Source organism: Bacillus paralicheniformis (assembly GCF_002993925.1).
Taxonomy (GTDB): Bacteria; Bacillota; Bacilli; order Bacillales; family Bacillaceae; genus Bacillus; species Bacillus paralicheniformis.
Map to the genome: position 1 here is coordinate 1,901,686 of NZ_CP023665.1, position 23,785 is coordinate 1,925,470.

The 23,785-nt window shown below is 41.9% G+C and carries 24 protein-coding genes and 3 pseudogenes; 20 read left to right on the forward strand and 7 right to left on the reverse strand.

Annotated features, from left to right (window positions below; all coding sequences use genetic code 11):
- Positions 1-33 precede the first annotated feature (33 nt).
- From rny to mutL, 11 genes are all read left to right on the forward strand, one after another.
- On the forward strand, positions 34-1,593 hold the full coding sequence (rny, locus tag CP943_RS09705) for a ribonuclease Y (RefSeq protein ID WP_020451457.1): 1,560 nt from the start codon (positions 34-36) through the stop codon (positions 1,591-1,593).
- Positions 1,594-1,679: 86 nt separating this feature from the next.
- Positions 1,680-2,477, forward strand: a complete 798-nt coding sequence (locus CP943_RS09710) for a TIGR00282 family metallophosphoesterase (RefSeq protein WP_105980943.1) — start codon at positions 1,680-1,682, stop codon at positions 2,475-2,477.
- Positions 2,478-2,678: 201 nt separating this feature from the next.
- Positions 2,679-2,939 carry a stage V sporulation protein SpoVS gene (spoVS, locus tag CP943_RS09715; protein ID WP_003181955.1) on the forward strand — a complete coding sequence of 87 codons (261 nt, stop codon included), beginning with the start codon at positions 2,679-2,681 and terminating at the stop codon, positions 2,937-2,939.
- A gap of 105 nt (positions 2,940-3,044) precedes the next feature.
- On the forward strand, positions 3,045-3,965 hold the full coding sequence (locus tag CP943_RS09720; RefSeq protein WP_020451459.1) for a dipeptidase: 921 nt from the start codon (positions 3,045-3,047) through the stop codon (positions 3,963-3,965).
- 124 nt (positions 3,966-4,089) lie between these two features.
- Positions 4,090-5,133: an L-threonine 3-dehydrogenase gene (gene tdh, locus CP943_RS09725; protein ID WP_105981361.1), complete on the forward strand. Its 1,044-nt coding sequence runs from the start codon at positions 4,090-4,092 to the stop codon at positions 5,131-5,133.
- 14 nt (positions 5,134-5,147) lie between these two features.
- Complete coding sequence (locus tag CP943_RS09730) at positions 5,148-6,323, forward strand: glycine C-acetyltransferase (protein ID WP_020451461.1); 1,176 nt, start codon at positions 5,148-5,150, stop codon at positions 6,321-6,323.
- A 143-nt stretch (positions 6,324-6,466) separates the two neighbouring features.
- On the forward strand, positions 6,467-7,996 hold the full coding sequence (gene miaB / locus CP943_RS09735) for a tRNA (N6-isopentenyl adenosine(37)-C2)-methylthiotransferase MiaB (RefSeq protein WP_105980944.1): 1,530 nt from the start codon (positions 6,467-6,469) through the stop codon (positions 7,994-7,996).
- A 1-nt stretch (position 7,997) separates the two neighbouring features.
- The gene (locus CP943_RS09740) at positions 7,998-8,429 is read left to right on the forward strand and encodes a regulatory iron-sulfur-containing complex subunit RicA (RefSeq protein ID WP_020451463.1); all 432 of its coding nucleotides are present in this window, start codon (positions 7,998-8,000) and stop codon (positions 8,427-8,429) included.
- A 243-nt stretch (positions 8,430-8,672) separates the two neighbouring features.
- Positions 8,673-9,221, forward strand: a complete 549-nt coding sequence (cotE, locus tag CP943_RS09745; protein WP_020451464.1) for an outer spore coat protein CotE — start codon at positions 8,673-8,675, stop codon at positions 9,219-9,221.
- A gap of 110 nt (positions 9,222-9,331) precedes the next feature.
- Positions 9,332-11,941, forward strand: a complete 2,610-nt coding sequence (gene mutS, locus CP943_RS09750) for a DNA mismatch repair protein MutS (protein WP_105980945.1) — start codon at positions 9,332-9,334, stop codon at positions 11,939-11,941.
- A 17-nt stretch (positions 11,942-11,958) separates the two neighbouring features.
- Positions 11,959-13,869: a DNA mismatch repair endonuclease MutL gene (gene mutL, locus CP943_RS09755; RefSeq protein ID WP_025811447.1), complete on the forward strand. Its 1,911-nt coding sequence runs from the start codon at positions 11,959-11,961 to the stop codon at positions 13,867-13,869.
- Between the two features lie 252 nt (positions 13,870-14,121).
- Here mutL and CP943_RS09760 read toward each other — a convergent pair whose 3' ends face one another.
- The 3 genes and pseudogenes from CP943_RS09760 to CP943_RS09770 all read right to left on the reverse strand — a co-directional run bounded on the left by CP943_RS09760 (position 14,122) and on the right by CP943_RS09770 (position 15,679).
- On the reverse strand, positions 14,122-14,457 hold the full coding sequence (locus tag CP943_RS09760; protein WP_105980946.1) for a hypothetical protein: 336 nt from the start codon (positions 14,455-14,457) through the stop codon (positions 14,122-14,124).
- Between the two features lie 70 nt (positions 14,458-14,527).
- Positions 14,528-14,637: pseudogene (locus tag CP943_RS22665) on the reverse strand (hypothetical protein); the annotation flags it as partial.
- A 763-nt stretch (positions 14,638-15,400) separates the two neighbouring features.
- Entirely contained in the window at positions 15,401-15,679 is a 279-nt protein-coding gene (locus CP943_RS09770; RefSeq protein WP_105980947.1) for a hypothetical protein, read from the reverse strand.
- A 140-nt stretch (positions 15,680-15,819) separates the two neighbouring features.
- Between CP943_RS09770 and CP943_RS09775 the strand changes: the two genes are divergently transcribed.
- The 4 genes from CP943_RS09775 (at position 15,820) to CP943_RS09790 (ending at position 18,296) form a co-directional block, all read left to right on the forward strand.
- Positions 15,820-16,020 carry a hypothetical protein gene (locus CP943_RS09775; RefSeq protein WP_234026567.1) on the forward strand — a complete coding sequence of 67 codons (201 nt, stop codon included), beginning with the start codon at positions 15,820-15,822 and terminating at the stop codon, positions 16,018-16,020.
- A gap of 42 nt (positions 16,021-16,062) precedes the next feature.
- On the forward strand, positions 16,063-16,248 hold the full coding sequence (locus CP943_RS09780; RefSeq protein WP_105980949.1) for a hypothetical protein: 186 nt from the start codon (positions 16,063-16,065) through the stop codon (positions 16,246-16,248).
- Between the two features lie 462 nt (positions 16,249-16,710).
- Positions 16,711-17,052 carry a hypothetical protein gene (locus CP943_RS22285; RefSeq protein WP_158700703.1) on the forward strand — a complete coding sequence of 114 codons (342 nt, stop codon included), beginning with the start codon at positions 16,711-16,713 and terminating at the stop codon, positions 17,050-17,052.
- 569 nt (positions 17,053-17,621) lie between these two features.
- A complete protein-coding gene (locus CP943_RS09790) occupies positions 17,622-18,296 on the forward strand; it encodes a hypothetical protein (protein WP_105980950.1) in 675 nt (224 codons plus the stop codon).
- A 359-nt stretch (positions 18,297-18,655) separates the two neighbouring features.
- Here CP943_RS09790 and CP943_RS09800 read toward each other — a convergent pair whose 3' ends face one another.
- Positions 18,656-18,799 (reverse strand): DUF3967 domain-containing protein, encoded by a 144-nt coding sequence (locus CP943_RS09800; RefSeq protein WP_229078756.1) that lies wholly within the window; start codon positions 18,797-18,799, stop codon positions 18,656-18,658.
- A gap of 344 nt (positions 18,800-19,143) precedes the next feature.
- Here CP943_RS09800 and CP943_RS09810 point away from each other — a divergent pair.
- Together CP943_RS09810 and CP943_RS09815 are read left to right on the forward strand one after the other, a co-directional pair.
- Positions 19,144-19,652 (forward strand): annotated as a pseudogene (locus CP943_RS09810) (AAA family ATPase).
- A gap of 72 nt (positions 19,653-19,724) precedes the next feature.
- Positions 19,725-20,006 carry a putative quinol monooxygenase gene (locus tag CP943_RS09815; RefSeq protein WP_026579713.1) on the forward strand — a complete coding sequence of 94 codons (282 nt, stop codon included), beginning with the start codon at positions 19,725-19,727 and terminating at the stop codon, positions 20,004-20,006.
- A gap of 175 nt (positions 20,007-20,181) precedes the next feature.
- Here CP943_RS09815 and CP943_RS22825 read toward each other — a convergent pair whose 3' ends face one another.
- Entirely contained in the window at positions 20,182-20,313 is a 132-nt protein-coding gene (locus tag CP943_RS22825) for a hypothetical protein (protein ID WP_260187862.1), read from the reverse strand.
- Positions 20,310-21,410 (reverse strand): Rap family tetratricopeptide repeat protein, encoded by a 1,101-nt coding sequence (locus CP943_RS09820; RefSeq protein ID WP_105980952.1) that lies wholly within the window; start codon positions 21,408-21,410, stop codon positions 20,310-20,312. Before CP943_RS09820 ends, CP943_RS22825 begins: the two co-directional genes overlap by 4 nt.
- Positions 21,411-21,775: 365 nt before the next feature.
- On the opposite strand from CP943_RS09820, the gene CP943_RS09825 reads away from it, so the two are divergent.
- Both CP943_RS09825 and CP943_RS09830 read left to right on the forward strand, forming a co-directional pair.
- Positions 21,776-22,012, forward strand: a complete 237-nt coding sequence (locus tag CP943_RS09825; RefSeq protein ID WP_105980953.1) for a hypothetical protein — start codon at positions 21,776-21,778, stop codon at positions 22,010-22,012.
- Complete coding sequence (locus CP943_RS09830; protein WP_234026568.1) at positions 22,002-22,793, forward strand: alpha/beta hydrolase family protein; 792 nt, start codon at positions 22,002-22,004, stop codon at positions 22,791-22,793. The genes CP943_RS09825 and CP943_RS09830 overlap by 11 nt, the downstream gene beginning before the upstream one ends.
- A 244-nt stretch (positions 22,794-23,037) precedes the next feature.
- On the opposite strand, the gene CP943_RS09835 is transcribed toward CP943_RS09830, so the two are convergent.
- A complete protein-coding gene (locus CP943_RS09835; RefSeq protein ID WP_020451469.1) occupies positions 23,038-23,427 on the reverse strand; it encodes a hypothetical protein in 390 nt (129 codons plus the stop codon).
- A 192-nt stretch (positions 23,428-23,619) separates the two neighbouring features.
- On the opposite strand from CP943_RS09835, the pseudogene CP943_RS22670 reads away from it, so the two are divergent.
- Positions 23,620-23,733, forward strand: a pseudogene (locus CP943_RS22670) (ArpU family transcriptional regulator); the annotation flags it as partial.
- Between the last annotated feature and the right edge of the window lie 52 nt (positions 23,734-23,785).

A 23,785-nucleotide genomic window follows, 5' to 3' on the forward strand; every position in this document is an offset into this window, starting at 1 on the left:
AAGACAAGTTCATAGCAAGAGGAGGTGAAAGTTATGAATCCTTTAGCAATTCTCATCTCCATTTTGCTGAGCCTATTCTGTTTAGTTGTTGGCTACTATGTTCGTAAAATCATTGCCGAAGCAAAAATTTCAGGTGCGCGAAATGCAGCCGAACAAATTCTTGGAGACGCAAAGCGGGATGCTGAAGCGTTGAAAAAAGAAGCCCTTCTTGAAGCAAAGGACGAGATTCATACGCTTCGGATAGAAGCTGAACAAGAAGTTCGTGAAAGACGAAATGAGCTTCAAAAACAAGAAAACCGTTTACTTCAAAAGGAAGAGAACCTTGACCGAAAAGATGAATCATTAGATAAACGGGAAGCGATGTTGGAGAAGAAAGATCATTCTCTGAATGAACGACAACAACATATTGAAGAGATGGAAAGCAAAGTGGATGAAATGATTCGTATGCAGCAGTCAGAGTTGGAGCGTATTTCAAGTCTGACGCGAGATGAAGCGAAGCAAATCATTCTGGAACGGGTTGAAAACGAGCTTTCCCATGACATCGCGATCATGACGAAAGAAAGTGAAAATCGAGCGAAAGAAGAGGCTGATAAAAAAGCGAAAAATATTCTTTCATTGGCTTTACAGCGCTGTGCGGCAGATCATGTGGCCGAGACGACGGTTTCAGTTGTCAACCTTCCAAATGATGAGATGAAAGGCCGCATTATCGGACGTGAAGGACGTAATATCCGTACATTGGAAACATTGACGGGGATCGATCTGATCATCGACGATACGCCGGAAGCCGTTATCCTTTCAGGATTTGATCCGATCAGGCGTGAAACAGCCAGGATCGCTCTTGATAAACTCGTTCAGGATGGCCGCATTCATCCTGCCAGAATCGAAGAAATGGTTGAGAAATCCCGCCGTGAAGTGGATGATTACATCCGCGAAATGGGTGAACAGACGACGTTTGAAGTTGGAGTTCACGGTCTTCATCCCGATTTAATCAAAATCCTCGGCCGCTTGAAGTTCAGAACGAGCTACGGACAGAATGTACTGAAACATTCAATGGAAGTGGCGTTTCTGACAGGCCTGATGGCTTCAGAGCTCGGGGAAGACGTGACGCTCGCAAAAAGGGCAGGACTTCTTCATGATATCGGGAAAGCGATTGACCATGAGGTGGAAGGAAGCCACGTTGAAATCGGTGTGGAACTGGCCACTAAGTATAAAGAGCATCCAGTTGTCATCAACAGTATCGCATCTCACCACGGAGATCAGGAGCCGACTTCCATCATCGCCGTGCTCGTGGCCGCAGCCGATGCGCTGTCCGCCGCTAGACCAGGCGCAAGAAGCGAAACGCTCGAAAACTATATTCGCAGGCTTGAAAAGCTGGAAGAAATCTCTGAATCGTACGAAGGTGTTGAAAAATCATTCGCGATACAAGCGGGACGAGAGGTGCGGATCATGGTCAAACCTGACTCAATCAACGATCTTGAAGCCCATCGTTTGGCGCGTGATATTCGAAAACGAATCGAGGACGAGCTTGACTACCCTGGACACATCAAGGTAACCGTGATCAGGGAAACGAGAGCCGTTGAATACGCAAAATAAAGTGGTGCGAATGCGCCACTTTATTTTTTTGTTTCCTTGTGTAACACTATGATTAAAACCTATTTTAAAAAAGAAAGGGTCAAATTATGAGAATTTTATTTATTGGAGATGTTGTCGGTTCGCCCGGCAGAGACATGATCAAAACCTATTTGCCGAAGCTGAAGCTGAAATATAAACCGAACGCCGTCATCGTCAACGGAGAAAACGCCGCACACGGAAAAGGCATTACCGAAAAAATATACCACCAGCTCATTCAAGCGGGAGCCGACGTTCTCACAATGGGAAACCACACATGGGATAAAAGGGAAATATTTGATTTTGTTGATGATGCGCCGCAGATCGTCAGACCCGCCAATTTTCCCGAAGGCACGCCTGGAAAAGGCATCACATACATAAAAACAAACGGTTCGAAGGAACTGGCTGTGATCAATTTGCAAGGCCGCACATTTCTGCCTGCGATCGATTGCCCTTTTCGAAAAGCTGATGAATTAATAGAAGAAGCGTCAAAAAGAACAACGTTCATCTTTATCGATTTTCATGCCGAAGCGACAAGCGAAAAGCAGGCGATCGGCTGGTATACGGACGGCCGCGTGTCAGCAGTTGTCGGAACGCATACGCATGTTCAGACAGCTGACAACCGCATTCTTCCGAAAGGCACGGCATATATAACAGACGTAGGGATGACAGGGCCTTACGACGGGATTCTCGGCGTCGACCGCGAGACGATTATCAAGCGATTTAAAACGAGCCTGCCCGTTCGTTTTGAGATTGCCGAAGGCCGCACAACACTGAGCGGAGTTGTCATTGACATTGACGAACAGAGCAAGAAAGCCGTTAAAATTGACCGGATATTAATTAATGATGACCACATGTTTTTTGAATGACTGAACAGAAAATCATTTTAGAAAAATATTAAAAGGAAAGCAGGAATATCCCGGTCCTATAGTGAATATAGTAAAAATGGAAGGTACCCTGCTATTTTTGAAAAGCAATTAAAAGGGGATGGCTTTGAAAATAGCAACATCTAATAATGATTGTTCTAATGAACACTCACTTATCCATTGTAAACTTAAGGGGGAGCAGGAATGGAAATATTAAAGGTTTCAGCAAAATCAAATCCAAACTCGGTCGCAGGTGCGCTCGCAGGAGTCTTGAGGGAACGAGGAGCTGCAGAAATTCAAGCAATCGGAGCCGGAGCATTAAATCAGGCTGTTAAAGCGGTAGCGATTGCACGGGGATTTGTAGCACCGAGCGGTGTCGATCTGATTTGCATTCCGGCGTTTACGGACATTCAAATTGACGGTGAAGAACGAACAGCGATTAAGCTAATCGTAGAGCCTCGCTGATAGAAAAATCACTCTTTTTCAAATGCTTCAACCTGCTTACTTTCACGTAAGCGGGTTGTTTTTGGTTTAGCCGTTTTTGAAAAATGCAGCCGGGAGAGGATGAACGTGAAAATTTTTGATGCCCATTCTGATTTGCTGCTGAAGCTCTGGAAAAATCCGAAGCTTAATGAGTACAGTGACCCGTCGCTTCAAACGCCGGTTCAGGCTCTGTTAAACGGAAAGGCGAAAGTGCAGTGTCTGGCGATTTTTCTGCCCGAAACCGTACCCGACACAATAAGGCTTGAAATGGCGCTCGTGCAGATCCGGCTGTTTCACGAAAAAATTGCAAAGTACAAGCGGATCAAACTGATCAAACATAAAGCCGATATCGACAAGCTCAAAAGCGATGAAACCGGCATCATTCTAACGATGGAAGGCTGTGAGCCGATCTCAAAAAACTTAAGGCTGTTTGACATCTTTTTTCAGCTCGGAGTCAGAAGTTTCGGCCTGACGTGGAACTGGGCCAATACGTTCGCAGACGGCGCTTTAGAAGAAAGAAACGCAGGTTTGACTTCTTACGGGGAAAGGCTGATTCGCAAGGCGAACAAAAACCGGGCATGGACCGATCTCTCCCATTTATCAGAGAAAAGCTTTTGGGGTGCGGTTGAAACGGCAGCGTATCCGATCGCCTCTCATTCGAATGCGCACAGCCTTTGCCCTCATCCGAGAAATTTAAAAGACGATCAAATCAAAGCGCTTATTGAAAAGAACGGCGTCATCGGTTTGACATTTGTCCCTGAATTCGTGAGAAACGGAAAAACGCCTGTGATCAAAGATATCCTCTCACATATTGACCATGTCTGCTCTTTGGGAGGCGAGCGGCATATCGGATTCGGATCTGATTTTGACGGCATCGACCGGGTCATTCCGGGTCTGGAAGCCCACAAAGATTACGGGAATCTGATCGAAGCTTTGCAGCGCTCATATACACCAAGTCAAGTCGACGGATTTCTCTTTCAAAATTTCTTCAGCCGCATCCCATTTTAAAAAAATATCATACATTTTTCAGAGGGTGTTCATCTGTTTTTATCAGGAGGACACAGGTGTTTACCAATATGAATTATCGTGCTACAATCCTTTTGTAAAGCGATTTTGCAAAGGGGGTCTGTTCATCTTGGACGGAAATATGAAGGCGCTTATCAAGAAGCCGGGGGAGCCAGGCGCCAGCTTCGAGCTCGTCCCGATACCGAAGATCGACAAACACGAGGTGCTGATCAAAGTCAAAGCCGCATCGATTTGCGGAACGGATGTCCATATTTATAATTGGGATGAATGGGCGAAAAGCAGGGTGAAACCGCCTTATGTGTTTGGCCACGAATTTTCCGGCGAGGTTGTACTAGTGGGGGAAAATGTGACTGCGGTACAAGAAGGGGAGTATGTTTCGGCAGAAACGCACATCGTTTGCGGAAAGTGCCTGCCGTGTTTGACCGGAAAAGAGCATGTCTGCAGAAAAACGCTGATTCTCGGTGTCGATACAGACGGCTGTTTTGCTGAATATGTCAAAGTGCCTGCCGCAAACATTTGGAAAAATCCGGGCGGCATGCCTGAGGATCTCGCTTCTATTCAAGAACCGCTCGGAAATGCCGTGCATACGGTTCTGACGGGAATGACAGCTGGAGTGAAAGTCGCTGTCGTCGGCTGCGGACCGATCGGATTGATGGCCGTGGCAGTTGCAAAAGCGTCAGGCGCGTCACAAGTGATCGCCATCGATAAAAACGAATACAGGCTCGACCTTGCATTGCAAATGGGGGCAACCGATATCATCTCCGTTGAAAAAGAAGATCCGCTCAAAAATGTAAGCGCTTTAACTGGTGGTGAAGGGGCGGACTTGGTTTGCGAAATGTCAGGCCATCCGACGGCCATCCGCCAAAGTTTAAAAATGGCTGCGAACGGAGGGCGGGTGCATGTCTTAAGTCTGCCCGAGCATCCCGTATGCATCGATATGACAAATGATATCGTCTTTAAAGGATTGACGGTTCAGGGAATTACCGGCCGCAAAATGTTTGAAACGTGGAGGCAGGTCAGCGGTCTTCTCCAGTCCGGTACGATTCAAATCAAGCCTGTCATCACCCACCGTTTCCCGATGGAAGAGTTTGAAAAAGGCTTTGAACTGATGAGAAAAGGGCAATGCGGAAAAGTCGTATTGATACCGTGAAGGGAGAGATGGATATGAAAGAATTTAATTTTTTAGCTTCCGAGCTTGATACAATGAAAGAAAACGGAACTTTTCAGGAACTGCCGATCATCGAATCGCTGCAAGGATCAACTGTCAAAATGAAGGGAAAAGACATCATTCAGCTTTCATCCAATAACTATCTCGGGTTGACGTCACATCCGCGCCTCCAAAAAGCGGCCGAAGAGGCGGTAAAACGGTACGGAGCTGGAACGGGATCGGTCCGGACAATAGCCGGAACATTCACCATGCATGATGAGCTCGAAAAGAAGCTCGCTTCATTTAAAAATACTGAAGCTGCGCTCGTATTCCAGTCCGGTTTCACCGCAAATCAAGGCATTCTTTCAAGCATTCTTACCAAAGATGATATCGTCATCTCAGACGAATTAAACCATGCTTCCATCATTGACGGCATCAGACTTACCAAAGCGGGCAAAAAAGTATATCAGCATGCGGACATGGAAGATTTAGAAAAGATTTTAAAAAAATCAATGAATTACAGAATGCGGCTTATCGTTACAGACGGCGTGTTTTCGATGGACGGAGACATCGCACCGCTTCCCGAAATCGTCCGGCTCGCTGAACAGTATGACGCATTTGTCATGGTCGACGACGCGCATGCGTCCGGCGTTCTCGGCGAGAACGGGCGCGGAACGGTTCACCATTTCGGGCTGGACGGGAAGGTTCACATTCAAGTCGGCACGCTCAGCAAGGCGATCGGTGTTTTAGGAGGCTATGCGGCCGGTTCCAAGGTGCTGATCGACTATTTAAAGCATAAAGGCAGACCGTTTCTCTTCAGTACTTCCCATCCGCCGGCCGTCACTGCGGCATGCATTGAAGCGGTCAATGTGCTGATGGAGGAACCTTCATTAATTAAAAAGCTTTGGGACAATACTTCGTACTTCAAAAAAGAGCTTGAAAAAATCGGCCTTCCGCTGATTAAGAGCGAAACGCCGATCACGCCGATTTTAATAGGTGATGAAGCCGAGGCATGCCGCTTTTCAAGCACGCTTTTCGAGCTCGGTTTATTTGCCCAGGCTATTGTATTTCCGACCGTCCCGAAAGGCAAAGCGCGGATCAGAACGATCATGACCGCCCAGCATTCGAAAGAAGAACTTGATAAAGCCCTTGAAATCATTGAAACCGGCGCCAAAAAAGCGGGTCTGCTTTAAACTCGTCGATTTCTTTTTAAACAAAGCAAATAACCATTGATAATCATTTTCAGTTAGTGTACAATGATAGGTTCTGGGTTGTGCTGACAACCGAGAACCTTTATACTGAAGAGTGGAGCTTTGTTTGAAAGGAGATCAAAAACATGAATGAGAAACAGCGCATTGAAAGCGGACAGGTCAATCCATCGGACAAAAAATCCGAGAAGGATTACAGCAAGTACTTCGAAGCTGTTTATGTTCCGCCTTCCTTAAAAGATGCGAAAAAACGCGGCAAAGAAGAGGTTAAATACCATAGCGATTTTAAAATTTCCGAGCAGTACAAAGGGATGGGTGAAGGACGGAAGTTCTACATCCGCACATACGGCTGCCAGATGAATGAACACGATACAGAAGTCATGGCCGGTATTTTCATGACCCTCGGCTATGAGCCGACGGATTCGACTGAAGACGCTAATGTGATTCTGTTAAACACATGCGCCATTCGCGAAAATGCGGAAAACAAAGTATTCGGTGAAATCGGCCATTTAAAAGCTTTGAAAAAAGACAATCCGGATTTGATCCTTGGCGTATGCGGATGTATGTCCCAGGAAGAATCAGTCGTCAACCGGATTTTAAAGAAACATCCGTTCGTCGATCTGATTTTCGGTACACACAATATCCACCGCTTGCCGGAACTTTTGTCAGAAGCTTATCTGTCAAAAGAAATGGTCATCGAAGTGTGGTCTAAAGAAGGCGATGTCATTGAAAACCTTCCGAAAGTCCGCACCGGCAAAATTAAAGGCTGGGTCAACATCATGTACGGCTGCGACAAGTTCTGTACGTACTGCATCGTGCCGTACACAAGAGGAAAAGAACGAAGCAGACGTCCTGAAGAAATCATTCAGGAAGTGAGACGACTTGCGGCTGAAGGCTATAAAGAAATCACGCTTCTCGGACAGAACGTCAACGCTTACGGCAAAGATTTCGAGGATATGGAATACGGACTCGGACACTTGATGGATGAGCTCCGCAAAATCAATATTCCGCGAATCCGCTTCACGACAAGCCATCCGCGTGATTTTGACGATCATCTGATCGAGGTGCTCGCAAAAGGCGGGAACCTTCTGGACCACATCCACCTGCCTGTTCAGTCCGGAAGCTCGGATGTCTTGAAACTGATGGCGCGCAAATACGACCAGGAACGCTATCTCGAGCTTGTCGCCAAAATTAAAAAAGCGATGCCGAACGCGTCTTTAACAACAGACATTATCGTCGGCTTCCCGAACGAAACTGATGAGCAATTTGAAGAAACGCTTTCCTTATACAGAGAAGTTGAATTTGACAGCGCCTATACGTTCATTTACTCGCCTCGCGAAGGAACGCCAGCTGCAAAAATGAAAGACAATGTTCCGATGCGCGTGAAAAAAGAACGGCTTCAGCGATTAAATGAAGTGGTCAACGAAATTTCCGCGAAGAAAATGAAGGAATATGAGGGGCAGGTTGTCGAAGTGTTAGTAGAGGGTGAAAGTAAAAACAACCCTGATATCCTTGCCGGCTATACACGGAAAAACAAGCTTGTTAACTTCAAAGGACCAAAAGAAGCGATCGGCCAGCTTGTCAACGTGAAAATCCACCAGGCGAAAACTTGGTCGCTTGACGGAGAAATGGTAGGAGAAGCAATCGAGGTGAAATAAAGTGACGCTTTATACGAAAAAAGAGATTGTTGCAAAAGCGCGGGAGCTCGCAAAAATGATTGCCGAAACGGAAGAAGTCGACTTTTTCAAAAAAGCGGAGGCACAGATTAATGAGAATGCCAAAATAACGGGCATTATCAACCAAATCAAAGCCCTGCAAAAGCAAGCCGTCAATTTTAAACATTACGAAAAGCACGAAGCGCTTAAACAAACGGAAGCAAAGATTGACGCGCTTCAGGAAGAGCTTGACGAGATCCCGATCATTCAAGAGTTCAGAGACTCCCAAATGGAAGTCAACGATCTTCTTCAGCTCGTCGCGCATACAATATCAAACCAAGTGACAAACGAGATCATCACATCAACCGGTGGAGACCTGCTGAAAGGCGAGACCGGTTCAAGAGTAAAAAATTCATCACCGAGCTGTTCTCTATAATTTGGCGGCGCCTTTTAAAGGCGTCGTTTTTTTGAATGCAATTTCCCGCCGCGACGGCTAATTGAAAAGATTCGGTTTTCGGTCTGTCTTTTTCTTTTCTGATTTAAGTCAAGTTTATCCTTTTATCTGCATACACTTAAACAGATTCATTATATGGGATGTTATTTTGATTTCTCAAGGAACGCACATTAGACGAATGCCCAGCATAGGATAATACGAGGAAAAACAAGGAGGCATGACCGAATGTCTGAATACAGGGAAATTATTACTAAAGCGGTGGTCGCGAAAGGCCGGAAATTCACCCAGTCCACTCATACAATCTCCCCTTCGCAAAAGCCAACCAGTATTTTAGGCGGTTGGATTATCAATCATAAGTATGACGCCGAAAAAATCGGAAAAACCGTGGAAATTGAAGGGACATATGATATCAACGTCTGGTATTCATATGCGGACAACACCAAAACCGAAGTTGTGACAGAACGCGTTTCCTATGTTGATGTTATTAAGCTCCGGTATCGCGACAAAAATTACTTAGATGATGAACACGAAGTGATTGCGAAGGTGCTTCAGCAGCCGAACTGCCTTGAAGTGACCATTTCTCCGAACGGAAACAAAGTGGTTGTACAGGCGGAAAGGGAATTTTTATCAGAGGTTGTCGGCGAGACGAAGGTCGTCGTTGAGGTCAATTCTGATTGGACGGAAAGCGATGAGGAAGAAGCGTGGGAAGAAGAACTTGATGAAGAACTTGAGGACATCAATCCGGAGTTTTTGGTCGGAGATCCAGAAGAATAAAAGGAAGCTAGGGAAACACCGCCCTAGTTTCTTTTTTTTCAGCATGAATCTTTATGGTATAATGAGTGTTGGAATCAATAGAAACGTTTATACATAGTGAGGGATTAAATATGACAGGCTACACGCCTATGATACAGCAATATTTAAAGATTAAGGCAGAGTATCAGGATGCCTTTTTATTTTTTCGTCTTGGAGACTTTTATGAAATGTTTTTTGAAGATGCCAAAAAGGCGTCTCAGGAACTCGAAATCACGCTGACGAGCAGAGACGGTGGATCGAGCGAAAGAATTCCGATGTGCGGGGTTCCTTATCATTCATGCTCTTCATATATCGAACAGCTCATTAAAAAAGGCTATAAAGTCGCGATCTGTGAGCAGGTGGAGGACCCTAAATCGGCCAAAGGAGTCGTCAAAAGGGAAGTCGTGCAGCTGATCACACCCGGCACCGTGATGGACGGAAAAGGAATTCATGAAAATGAAAACAACTTTATCGCCTCTGTCAGTGAATTTCAGCATACATACGGGCTCGCTTTTTCTGATTTGACGACGGGCGAGAACTTAGTGACGATTATCGAAAGGCTTGATGATGTCGTTTCCGAGATTTACTCTGTCGGAGCAAGGGAAATCGTCGTCAGCCGCAACTTTGACGAGAAAGATGTCGCGCTGCTGAAAGAGCGCTGCGGCGCCACGATCTCTTTCGAGGATGAACAAGCAGATGAATGGCCTGACATTGTGAACGGTCTGGCGTCCAAAGAGCTTGTCGATACGTTTATGAGGCTTTACGTCTACTTGAAGCGGACGCAGAAAAGAAGCCTTGACCACCTTCAAAACGTTCAGGCTTACGAGCTCGAAGAAGCGATGAAAATCGATTTGTATTCGAAACGCAATCTTGAACTGACGGAAACGATCCGTTCGAAAAACAAAAAAGGCTCGCTTCTTTGGCTTTTGGATGAAACGAAAACGGCAATGGGAGGGCGGCTGTTAAAGCAATGGATCGACAGGCCGCTGATCAGCAAGGGACAGATTGAAGAGCGCCAGGAAATCGTCGAAACGCTGATCGCCCATTTGTTTGAGCGGGAAGATTTGCGCGAACGGCTGAAGGAAGTATACGATCTCGAGCGGCTCGCCGGAAGGGTCGCTTACGGCAACGTCAATGCCCGAGATTTGATCCAGCTAAAGGAATCGCTGAAACAAGTGCCGGCCATCAAACAGCTTGTCGGCTCCCTCGACCATCCGAAAGCAAAAGCGCGCGCCGAGAAAATCGATCCGTGCGGCGATCTTTTGAATCTTTTGGAAGATGCGCTATACGAGAATCCGCCGCTTTCATTAAAAGAGGGGAACTTGATCAAAGACGGCTATCACGCGAAGCTGGATGAATACAGGGACGCAAGCAAGAACGGAAAGGACTGGATCGCAAGGCTTGAGCAGCAGGAACGCGAGTACACGGGAATCCGTTCTTTAAAAGTCGGCTTTAACAAGGTGTTCGGCTATTATATTGAAGTGACGAAAGCCAACATCCATCTGCTTGAAGAAGGCCGCTATGAACGGAAGCAGACGCTGACCAATGCAGAACGCTACATCACGCCGGAGCTGAAAGAAAAAGAAGCGCTGATTCTCGAAGCGGAAAACAATATTTGCGAGCTGGAGTATGAGCTGTTTTCCGAGCTTCGCAGCAAGGTGAAGGAATATATTCCGCGCCTGCAGCAGCTGGCAAAAATGATGAGCGAGCTTGATGTGCTCCAATGTTTTGCGACGATCAGCGAAAACCGCCACTATGTTAAACCGGAGTTTTCCGAGGACGTCGTTCAGGTGACCGACGGACGGCATCCGGTCGTAGAAAAGGTGATGGACAGCCAGTCTTACGTTCCGAATAGCTGCGAAATGGGCAAAGGCAGACAGATGCTTTTAATCACCGGGCCGAATATGTCAGGGAAAAGCACGTATATGAGACAGATGGCGCTGATCTCCATTTTGGCGCAGATCGGCTGTTTTGTTCCTGCCAAAAAAGCGGTGCTGCCGATCTTTGATCAGATCTTTACAAGAATCGGTGCTGCGGATGATCTTATATCCGGGCAGAGCACGTTTATGGTGGAAATGCTTGAAGCCAAAAACGCGATCGTCCATGCGACGAAAAACAGCTTGATTCTATTTGACGAAATCGGCCGGGGTACGTCCACTTACGACGGAATGGCGCTTGCGCAGGCAATCATCGAGTACGTTCACGAGCACATCGGCGCGAAGACTTTATTTTCCACTCACTATCACGAGCTGACAACCCTTGAAGAAAAGCTTGCCGACTTGAAGAATGTTCACGTTCGTGCGGAAGAATACGAAGGAAAGGTCGTATTCCTTCACCAGATAAAAGAAGGCGCAGCAGATAAAAGCTACGGTATCCATGTTGCGCAGCTTGCCGAATTACCCGACGGTTTGATCAGCAGGGCGAAAACGATCCTGAAAGAGCTTGAATCCGGCGCCAAAGAAGCGGTTCCATCAACGGCTCCGAATACGGTAAAAGAGGCGGCGGAAGAAGTCGCGGCAACTGTTGCAGATCAACCGGCCCAGCTGTCATTTTTTGGAACGGACAAGCCGAAAGAAAAAGAGACGAAGCTCTCCAAAAAAGAGCAGGCTGTTTTAGCCGAATTTAAAACGATGGATCTGCTCGATATGACGCCTATACAAGTCATGAATGAACTGTACAGGCTGCAAAAAAAATTAAAGTAATAAAGAGGTGACCCAACTTGGCAAAAATTGTTCAGCTGCCAGACGATTTATCGAATAAAATCGCGGCGGGTGAAGTAGTGGAAAGGCCTGCGTCGGTCGTCAAAGAGCTTGTCGAAAATGCAATCGATGCGAACAGCTCAGTGATTGAAATCGATGTTGAAGAAGCGGGTCTCGCCTCGATTAAAGTGCTTGACGACGGCGAAGGGATGGATGCAGAAGACTGCAGAACGGCTTTTTTGCGTCATGCCACAAGCAAAATCAAAGACGAAAACGATCTGTTTCGCGTCAGAACGCTCGGATTTCGCGGAGAAGCTTTGCCAAGTATCGCGTCTGTCTCACATCTAAGCATTAAAACGAGCACCGGAGAAGGAGCAGGCACCCATTTGACGCTTCAGGGGGGAAGAATCATTTCCGAGCAAAAAGCGTCAAGCCGCAGAGGAACCGAAATTACGGTTACCAATCTGTTTTTTAATACGCCGGCAAGGCTGAAATATATGAAAACGATCCATACGGAGCTTGGCAACATTACAGATGTGGTCAACAGAATTGCCCTTGCCCACCCGGAAGTTTCGATCAGGCTGCGTCATCAAGGGAAAACGCTTCTGCAGACAAACGGAAACGGCGATGTCCGCCACGTGCTTGCGGCGATTTACGGCACGGCGGTTGCCAAAAAAATGCTCCCGCTTGAAGCGAGATCTCTTGATTTTGAAGTGAAAGGCTATATCGCCCTTCCCGAAATTACGCGTGCATCGCGAAATTACATGTCATCTGTCGTCAACGGCAGATACATTAAAAATTTTCCGCTCGTGAAAGCGATCCACGAGGGCTACCATACGCTTCTTCCGATCGGCCGCCATCCGATCACGTTTATTGAAATCAACATGGACCCGCTGCTTGTGGATGTCAACGTGCATCCGTCAAAGCTGGAGGTCAGGCTGAGCAAAGAGACGGAGCTTCACGAACTGATTCGCGACGCCATCAAAGACGTCTTTAAACAGCAGCAGCTCATTCCAAGCGTGCAAGTTCCGAAAAAAACCGCACCTCTGATCAATAAATCGGAACAGCAAAAGCTTGATTTCGACCAGGTACGAGAGCCGGCACCTCTTTCTGGTCCTGATGTTGAAAGAGAATATAAGCCGGAGCCATCGTTTTCGGCGATGAAATTAAGCTCGGTAGTCAAAGACCCGCCTCCTCCCGCTCCCGCAGAGCGCGAAGAAAGCATTATGCAAGACACCGAACCTGAATGGCCTGGAGTGGAAGAGTATACGCCGGAAGCCGAACCGGCCGTACAAGCCGAACCGGAACAGGCAGGCGAAAACGCCCATGACGAAGATACGCCAAAAGAAAGGGTGCCGATCATGTATCCGATCGGCCAAATGCACGGCACCTACATTCTCGCCCAAAATGAAAACGGGCTGTACATCATCGATCAGCACGCCGCACAGGAGCGAATTAAATACGAATATTTCCGTGAAAAAGTCGGGGAAGTCGAATCGGAAGTCCAGGACCTGCTTGTGCCGCTGACATTCCATTATTCAAAAAATGAAGCGCTGACGATCGACCAGCACTTGGACGATTTAGCCAAAGTCGGCGTCTTTCTCGAATCGTTCGGCGCCGGCAGCTATATCGTCCGATGCCACCCGACTTGGTTTCCAAAAGGGGAAGAAACGACGATCATTGAAGACATCATTCAACAGGTCCTTGATGACCGCACGATCGACATTAAAAAACTGCGCGAAGAAGCCGCAATCATGATGAGCTGCAAAGGCTCCATCAAAGCCAACCATCATCTGCGGGACGACGAAATCACCGCCCTGCTCGATGAGCTGCGCAGAACATCCGACCCATTCACATGCCCGCACGGCCGGCCGATTATCATCCACTACTCCACCTATGAGATGGAGAAGATGTTTAAGCGGGTCATGTAAATATCTAATCGCTCACAGCCCTTGCTACATCAACGGCTGAGAGCGATTTTCATTTTATTGGCCACATTTTGACCACTTTTAGACGGATTGTTTCAACACCCATTAAAAAGTTTAGTGTCCAGAACATCAGGAAGCGGCACGTATATCGTCCGGTTATTCTCAAGATAGGGAAAAAGGGCTTCATCTCAAAGAGAAGCCCTTTTTTAAGTGGAAACCCATAAGGCAGCCATTAGACAAATTTCGCAGTTGTTTTCATTTTTTGAGAAAATTATAATGAAAGGCTATGCCACTTTCTACACCATAGGTTTTTAGCATATGTTCTTTAATCTTTAAACCTCTGCAGTTTTTACATGCATCTTTTTTGATAGATGACTTTGATTGATGTTTAATGTGATCTCTGTATGATCTTTCGAATATGCACTGGCAATAGTCGCAACGTATTTTAATTTTTAAGTGACTATTTATAGGCAGGTCTTCGACTTTAACCGATAATTCTTGCATACCTTTATTGATCTCATAGCCTATGCTTTTATAATGTTCTATATTTCTGTACATTGCCTTCACTTTAATTTCTTGATCAATTATCAATTCTCCACCTCTTTATCAAGAGGGAGGTGGGAGCAACCCCCACCATGACCTTCCCAAAAATAATATATAATTAGTTCAATATGTAATCGTACTGAGAATAATCCGGCCTTTACCAGACTCATAAATAGAAAGGTTAGCTCCAGCTTTAGCACCTGTCATTAGACCGTCACTATGCTCATCTAACTGGAAAAGGAATTTCACAATAAAATCTTATTGGATAAGCACCCCTACCTCTTTATCTATTTGTATAAAGGCACAAAGAACAAGTACAAAAAACATGTCAAAACCTACGATATCACTTGCAAGCAGAAGTTTGGAATTAGCCTTGAGGCTAAGGAAAGTAAAACGAAAAACAAAGGAGCAACATGAATTCCTTAAGCTATTTGAAAGGTTTAACCCTGTGATTGAGAGCGACTGTGTAATGAATAGGCTATGCAAGTACATTGAATCTGTTGATTTTGGTATAAGAAGCATTGTAAACAAATATTCCCCTAGCACTTCCATTTCCACACCATGATTATTCAATATATTTAGTGGTGATTTAATATTAAGGATAATGATTTTTGTGAAGTTGTTGAAAAGATAGGTGACTGGGTAATGACACAAAAAAGATTATTAAAATAGAAATAAATATAAATTAAAAGGATATTCATAATGAAAAGGATACAGCAGACATCGTATAACAGTCGTGGTGGCGACGTTAAATAGGCATTAAGCCGCCAGCGTTCCCCTTATTGGGGGAGGTTGCAACAGGTTTAACATAGTGTGGGTTAAATGGCATCTTGATAACTGTGAAGTGAAAATAAGGGTAGAGAAGATTAAAAATGATAGTTGCACACAATCAATCGCTGATTTGATTGTGTGCTTAGAGGGTAACTGGAAGCATTGAGCACAAAGAAAATGGTCTAAAATAATAAAAGAGGGGGTTTCCCCCCTCAAAAGATCAAAAATTTGCTTGGTACTCCCCTCTATACCATCCATCTATATATTCAATACCTTTCAAATACCAGTTTCTACCGTTTTCGTCCCGTTCAATATTTTTAAAATCATTGATATTGTGATGATAAATGTATTTTGTGTGTAAGGCTTTTACACCTATTTCGTCTTTGACAACGTTATTTGTTTTAACCATAGGTGATGGGGTAGCAGCAAAAGCTGGAGAAGCAGAAACGAGTAATCCAAGAGATAAAACAGAACCAGTCAATACTTTTCTTAATTTCATTTAAACCATCTCCATTTCCTTTGAATTTATTACAATTACATTATATGGTTTTTTGGGAGGGAGAAATAGCGAATGAATTACCATATATATGGATTTTGTGTGTCGCTTAAACGTTAAAGTACAGATATTAAGGAGGTTCAATGATGAATTACAATCTTAATGATGAGACTCTTAAAGAGATTTTTGATTTTTACTTTGAGTCTCATGCTCAGAAAGTGGAAGAAGTTCAGTTTCTTGAAAACCGTGTTCTTGTAAGAACTAAATCAAAAGTCAATAAGCGTATTGATATTCCTGAATTCATACATAAAAGACCGCACAGATCAAAATATACGATTATCTAAAAGGCAATTAAAAATATAAATAACGAGGACAAGGAGAATAAAATGAATCCAAGGCAAGCATTTAGAATCTTTATGAGACTTCAATTAGAAAACGGTGTTGGTGAAGAAATGGCTCTATTTGATGCGGAAATAGATAAAATTATTCTCGGTATTGAAGATGATCAATTAGACGATATCCTGAAGGAGCACATTGAGGATTTCGGCGAGAATTATGGGATTGAACTGTAATAAGAAAAGGGATGGAGATGGAAGATGAGTGGTGTTAGAACAAAACTTTCATACAAACAGTTATACACATTGAAGCACGCTTTATTGGAGTATATGCAACGTGAAGGTATAACAGATGATGACATTAAAAGCGAATAAGATCTGTTGCTGAAAATTAACTGTAAAATTGAAGAAATGAAGGAGCGTTACAATATTTAGATCTTGGTAATACACTGAAAACGTGGGCGTCAACAATGAAGTGAAGGCACTGTTAGCTGTTAAATGATGAAGCGAAATAAGGAAAGGGTGATTAGAATGGATTTAGTTGTTTTTAAAAGAGATGTTTTTTTGAGAATGAACACAGTAATCCCATTTTTAAACAGGGTAAAGAATATAAAATATTAAGCGAGGATATATATGTCAATTCTAAGCCGAAAACAAACGAATGTTCACAAGTTCCAAAAGAAGAAGAGGGATTTATTTTTGAATACAAGTAATGCAGCCTCGCCAAAACAGCGAAAAAGACAAGGAGAAAAGAGCATTAAAATTAAGTGTCATATGCGTAAACGTTTAGGGGATAAAGACAAAATCAAAATAGAAGTATCAGGGTTTATTAATTCGCATTTACACAAATCAGCGGCCGGAGCCGGGAAGGAGAATGAGGGATATGGAAAAGGGTTATCGATGTCCGCCCTAAAGATACGATTAGATTTTTTAGAGAAAATACATTCTAATAAAAGAAAAAATAAAGTTAATCCTAATGATAATTTAAAGTTGTCGTTATCGATACTCCCAATAGAACACAAGATGCTACTATATAAATAAATACAAACCTAAACACAGATTGCAAATAAGATTATCCCCATTATGACTACAGTAGGAATTAGTGATAAAACCAAAGCTCCTATCACTATAGATAATAAAAATTTTTCATTTGTGTTTTTTTCTTCAGCTTCTTTCTTTTCTCCCCTGTACATAATAAAAGACGATAAAAAACAAAAGATAAATTGATAGCGTCATTACAAGTAGTTTCATGGTGTAGCACTCCTTACTTAATTAAAATAAAAGAGTGAAGGTTATAAGCCTCACTCTTTTGTTTTAATGTATAGTTATAAACAACCTTTGCAATTAACTGTGCATCAGCTAATGGAATTCCAGCTTTCACTAATGCCACAGTAACGGCTGTTTCTCCGAAATTTGTAAGTAGTGGTCTGCTCCTTTTATTTTTGATTTAGGAATGTTAAAAATTCCGGATCACTAATCTTAAAAACCATACTTGATTTTAAGTGTGTCATAAATTCGAATATTTATCCAAAATTGTTTACATTTACAAGTATTTTGTTGTAATGTGGGTATTGGTTGCAGCCTAAATATAGAAAAAAAGGAGAATTTAATTGAAAAAATCTTTTGGAATTCTATTTTCATCAGTGCTTTTGTTTAGTATGATGCCTTTCAGTGCTTTAGCTAGTACAGAGTCGTTTGAAGGTAAAACGATATCTAGTGATGAAATGATAAGTGTATCTGGGAAGGAAGTAGAAAATACTAGAGTCTTAGTTAGGGCTATCAATGAATTAGATGCAAAGCTGGATATGGAAAATCTGCCGGCTAATTCTCAAAAAGAAATAAACCAACTGACCCCAGAAGCTAAGAAGTTGTACGACTCTATTGCGAGTTATAAAAATCAAACATCTGCTTCTTTGACAAGTGACGATGCGCTTGTAATATTCAGTGAATATGTTGGTGAGTTAAATAAAAATAAGTTAAGTAACCCGAAGAAACAAACTTTCACTACAATGGGTTTGGGTATAAATTATAAAGAATATAAAATTAGTAACTCGAAAATAAAGCAATTGAGTAATGCAGTTGGTTATAATAGCGGATTTTGGGCCACAGCTACGGCTATAGCTAAAATTTTCGCTAAAAGTCCGACTGCCCTTACACTAATGTTAGCAGCTGTCCCAATGTTAGGCATGAGTGTTATAAATTCTTGTAATTCTAAGGGAAAAGGTATCATTATTACAAAAATGGGCTCAGGAGCAACAAATACATATAGTTGTAGATCTCAATAAAAAGAATGAAGTGTGAGCTTTATGCTCACACTTTTTTTATTTTTTGCTTTTCTTTGTTTTTCTGATACATTTCGCTACAAATTCACTGACAAAAAAAACTATTAATCCTGTTATTAACAACAAAAATGAATTTATTTTTATACTCTTATTAAATAAATCAAGAATGCTATTGATTAATAAAAATCCTGACCAATAAATGAATGAGCAGTAAAAAGCTATATTAACACTTGTTTTATCTATATTTTCATTTGATTTAAAAAACAATAAACTATCCTCCCTTTTTATCTTTTCAAGAGCATCAGGGAAACGTACATCTCTTTATTAGGTCATTTTACTATAAGTTTGTTTGGAAAGGATATTTACTTCCAAAATTGCCACCATTTTTTCTCGCGAGCGTCAGCTAGCATTTTTTGAGTTTCCTGGGATTCGCGAAGGGATTTCATCAGCATTTCGTCTCTTTTCTTCTGGCGTTTCTCAAAAAGCTCAATGCGTTCCAGCATCATTTTATTGAACTCTTCCTGTCGTTTGACAAATTGTAATAAGGCGTCCCTTTTGATATTATACGAGACATATCTTATTTCAAAAAGAACCTAAAGTCTCATTATGACGAAGACGATAAAGCAGCTTTTGACGAAGCAGCAGTTAAAGCAGCATTGACTGAGAGAGAGCTTAAACTAGAGGAAATGAAGAATGACACTAAGAAAAGCAATAAAAATGAGAAGAAAACTGGATTCGGAGGGAAAGTAGTCACAGGCTCTTCTCAATCGATCTCTAAAGATGATGTGCCATTTTAATAATTAATGGCTATCAAGAAAGCAATATAAAAATAATTAAAAGGAGAATATTGATGTCGATAGCCATTTTTAACCCTCAGATTTCTGTAGTAACAAAAGGACTTGAAGGAAAAGTTATTACGATATACGGATCTACAACTTAGGGAAAACAAAGCAAAGTACCAGAATGAAAAAGCCACTTTATCTTCCGTTTGAAAAAGGATTGAACGCAATTGCTGGAGTCCCTTTCATGCCGATTAATAGCTGGGGAGATTTCAAAAAAGTGAACAAACAGCTTACAAAAAATCCCGAAAAGGCTAAAGAAGCTTATCAAACCATAATTGTTGATGAAGTTGATGCTTTCTCAAAATATGCTACGAAATATGTATGTGACCAATATGATGTTGATCGAATTAAGGATGGAAACGATGGAAAGCTAAGCGAAGAAGGTAGACTTGAGGAAGTAAATGAGGTAACCGAAAAGCATCTCGGTCAAGGGGCGAGGGTAACAGAATGTACGAATAAACAGACAGATGTAATGTCAGTTATTTTAGACGATCTTAAAGACCTTCTTGAAAATTAAGGCGCGAGGGAGTTTATCTCCCTCATTATTTTAAAGAGGTGGGTATATAAATGATTTGAAGGGGGAATTTGGATGCATTACATAACGGCATGCTTAAAAATTATCAGTGATAAAGACCTCAATGAAATAATGAAGGAATTCAAAATACTTGAGGAAGAAACGAACAAAGAAGAAGGATGCATTAAATTCCATGCGTATCCTCTTGAACCATCAGAACGCAAAATCATGCTCTGGGAGATTTGGGAAAACGAAGAAGCTCTTGAGGTCCATTTCACAAAAAAACACACAAAAGACGTTCAAAAACAAGAATTAACGGAAGTAGAATGGTTAATGAAAAGCAATGTGAAGGATTAAAAGGCTCCTTGAGATTTATATGAAGATGGCCTTAAAAGGAGAAATACTATCAAATAAAACGGCGGGTCAATTTACAATCTCACGACAGCTCTCGGATAATCCCGAGGGCTGTTAAGAACAAAAAAGCAGACCCTTTAGGAGTCCGCTTCAGTCATTGAAACACTGATTTAATTTTTTAGCCGGTGATTGCTTTTTCGGCAACATGAAACCCTTGCTCTTCCCCAAAGTTACTCGCTTTTTCGAAAGTGCCAAAAGCAAAAGTGAGTGTAAGGATGCTTAATACGCCGATGATACTTAATTTTTTCATGCTAACGCCTCCGTTACTTTCAAAATTTGATTTTTTGCTTTTAATGCTCTTTTGAAATATTCAACAGCCTTGGATAAATTTCCTTGTTTTAAATAATATTCTGCAATTTGTTCTTCAAGTTCTGAAATATCTGGCCATAAATTTTTTTGTTCGAGGTATTGTAATGATTCGTTCACTGCAGCATCATTATGATGGTCATATAAAGAGTGAATTAATCTTAATTTTGCTTGGTATTCATCTTCGCCTGTTGAATCTACATGTTCAAGGCCTTTCTCATACCAGCTCCTGGCTTCGTTTGTTCTATCATTTCTATACAACAGGCTTGCCATCATATAAAGGGTCCGGGCTCCATTTATTGACTCAATATGTTCTGTGATCTCAATCGCTTTTTTAAAATATTCTTCAGCTAACCCGGAAATGTTTTTCTTGTCATAAATTAATCCAAGGTTATGATATAATATGCCAACCAATCTATAGTATTTTGCGCTTTTTGCTTCATTCAACGCTTTTTGGTAATGCTCTTCTGCTGCACTAAACCTGTACATGTCATATAAATTAGCGCCAAGGGTCATCTCACATTGAACAGATCTAAGTTTATAATCCGGGTATTCTTTGAAAATGCTTCTTGCTTTTTGGGCGTGGCTTATTGAAATAAGGTGTTGATCTATCTGGTAGTAAGCTTCAGCAATCTTATAATGAAATTCTGCATGCTCAATCTGGTCGGGTATATTGCGGAGTTTGGCTTCGGCAAGCTGATAGAAGTTGATGGCTTCAACGTAATCTTTTTTATAGAATTCATAAACTCCTGAAAAAAACAAAGAATAATAGACAATCATATTATCTGTATTTTCCGCTCCGATCGTTTTTATACTTTGATAAAGCTTATTGGACTCTTCAATTTCTTCAGTCATCAACTTATATCTAAAGTCTAACAAATTAAAGTAAAGCAGCAGATTTTGATCTTCACTCATGTGCTTGATGAGACTTTGAATTTCTTCTTTTAATGCTATGGCTTCTGTGATTTGATGGCGTTTAATCATCCCGTACCATTGATTAAGCATCTTTGCAACTTTTTCAGATGCGAGTTTAACTTCCAATGACCTTTACATCCTTTCTTTTGTCTATTTAAAATTTTCTAAAAAATGAGTATGTAGCCTTTTCTTTTTCTTCATATGGTTTATTTTACAGAATGGGTCACTTTTTGACAATCTTTTTCCTTTTTTATAAGTTTTTCGGAAGGGGAATTTTGATTTAGGCTTATCAGCGTGAATAAAATGATTCATTTTCACAGAGAGACAGAATCTATTCATCAATTCTTTTCCGTATAGGGGAAAACTTTCTATTGACTAAGACTATAAAGCGGCCAAGGAACATCAAAGCGCCTGAAATCAATTTGTCAACCTGAAAAAGCGTGGATAACATCAAAACATATTGGCATCGTGAAGGGATGTCTTGATTTTAATTGGAAAAGGACATGTTTAGTGCTTTGATTGATGAAGATCATGACTTCCAGGAAGAACATTACGACGCAAAATGTTTAGATGAGGAAAATTGGTTTATAAGCGATAAGGACAGAACTAAAAAAAGATATTATTGCTTATTTACAGCTATAGCCCGGCTCGATTTCGCATCGATCGGATGGGGTGCTTTCGGATCTTTTGCAGATGCCTTACGTAAGGGGGAGGAGAATGATGTCTAATAAAGTTAAAATATCTTATGGAAAACATCACTCGCAATACGGTGTATTACGGGTGCCTGAAAGGAAAGAGCCTTGCCCAGTAGTTGTTTTGATTCATGGGGGTTTTTGGCAGTCGAAATATGACTTAGAAGAAAATAATCTTATTGCTGAGGATTTAACTAGTAGGGGACATGCCACTTGGAACATTGAGTACCGCAGAGTAGGGGAAGAAGGAGGAGGTTGGAAAGGGACATTTAACGATGTAATTGATGCTATTAATCATCTGTCACAGGTAAAGGAATCTTATCATTTAGACCTGTCAAATGTAATTGTTATGGGTCATTCGGCAGGAGCTCATTTAGCACTTTGGCTAGCCTCTCGAACTGAAACAAAATCAGATCAAATGTTTAATAAGCTGTTAGTGTCTATCAAGAAAGTAATAAGTTTGGCTGGAGTAACAGACTTAAAAAAAATGTGGGAATTTCACGAAGAAAAAGGAATGAAAAGTCATGTATCCGCACTAATGGGTGGGTCACCACAAGAGGTAGCTGAACGCTATAAAGTTGTTTCTCCAATTGAGTTGTTGCCGATAAAAACCGATCATGTTTTAATTCATGGAGTGAAGGATCGTCATGTTCCAATAAAGTTAAGCAAGGACTACTATTTCAAGGCAACCGAACAAGGCAGTAATGTTAGATTAATTGTGCTTCCATATGTGGAACATTTTAAAATTATTGATCCTACCTCAACAGCATGGAATTCAGTAATTGATATAATATGTTCATCGCGGGCGCTGGGATAATTGCGGCTACTGATGCTTCAAGCTAGGTTAATGAGAATTCTACTGATGTGAAATGAAAAAAATAGTTGAAGACTGAAAGCCCATTGCTATTTTTCTTCATTTTTTCAATAGCTTCAGCACTCGATACTCGATTGAAGCCGACAAAATGATGGACTTTTTCTATTCCTTTGTCGGCCCTTTTCCCCTAATGATGCATGGTTTGAATGTGATTCTGATTCTACTTTAATGAAGCAAATTCTAACAATTAAGGCTCTATAGGTCGAACCATTCCCTGTAGCGCGGCGACAACCTGATCGACATGTCTTTTAGCCTCTTCATCAGTAGTACATTCAGCAAGAACGGTTTCCTCGTAACTTCTGCCCTCAAGGTGTTTATGATAAATCCAGATTTCACATAGCTCTTGGTAGGCTGTACCGGGTCTTTGGCCTGTAACTCCTAGATTATTAAATTGATCCACTCCAATTCTGACTAATACATACCCCATCCTGCCCAATAAACGAACAATATTTCTGCGAAGGTGGTCAAGATCTCTAAATGCTCGCATATTCCGAACATAGGTACTGGATTCAATTCCAAATGGCCGATGAAAAGATGGGAATGAAAACGGGTTTACAGGATATTGATCATAAAACAAGCCCTATCACTCCTTTTTATCTTACGATTTATAATAAAGAATTATATTCGACTATTTTTGGACTGGAAGTTTGTCTATACATAATTGTATATTTGCCTAGAAATCGGTGATGCAATCTTCAACGTTCAAAAAAGGCCATTATATAAAGTTTATGATTAGGTAGAAGTATATGAATTCCCAGCCTGTTGCTCTCAAAAAATAAAGGACATTGAGATTTATATGGAGATGGGGTTGAAAAAGGACAAATACTATCTGGTCAAACGGCGAGCCATTTACAATTTTTCGACAGCTCTTGGGATTATATAGCGCTCCCTTTTAAAAAGCCGCAATAGCATCTAACTTTAATCACCTAAAATCA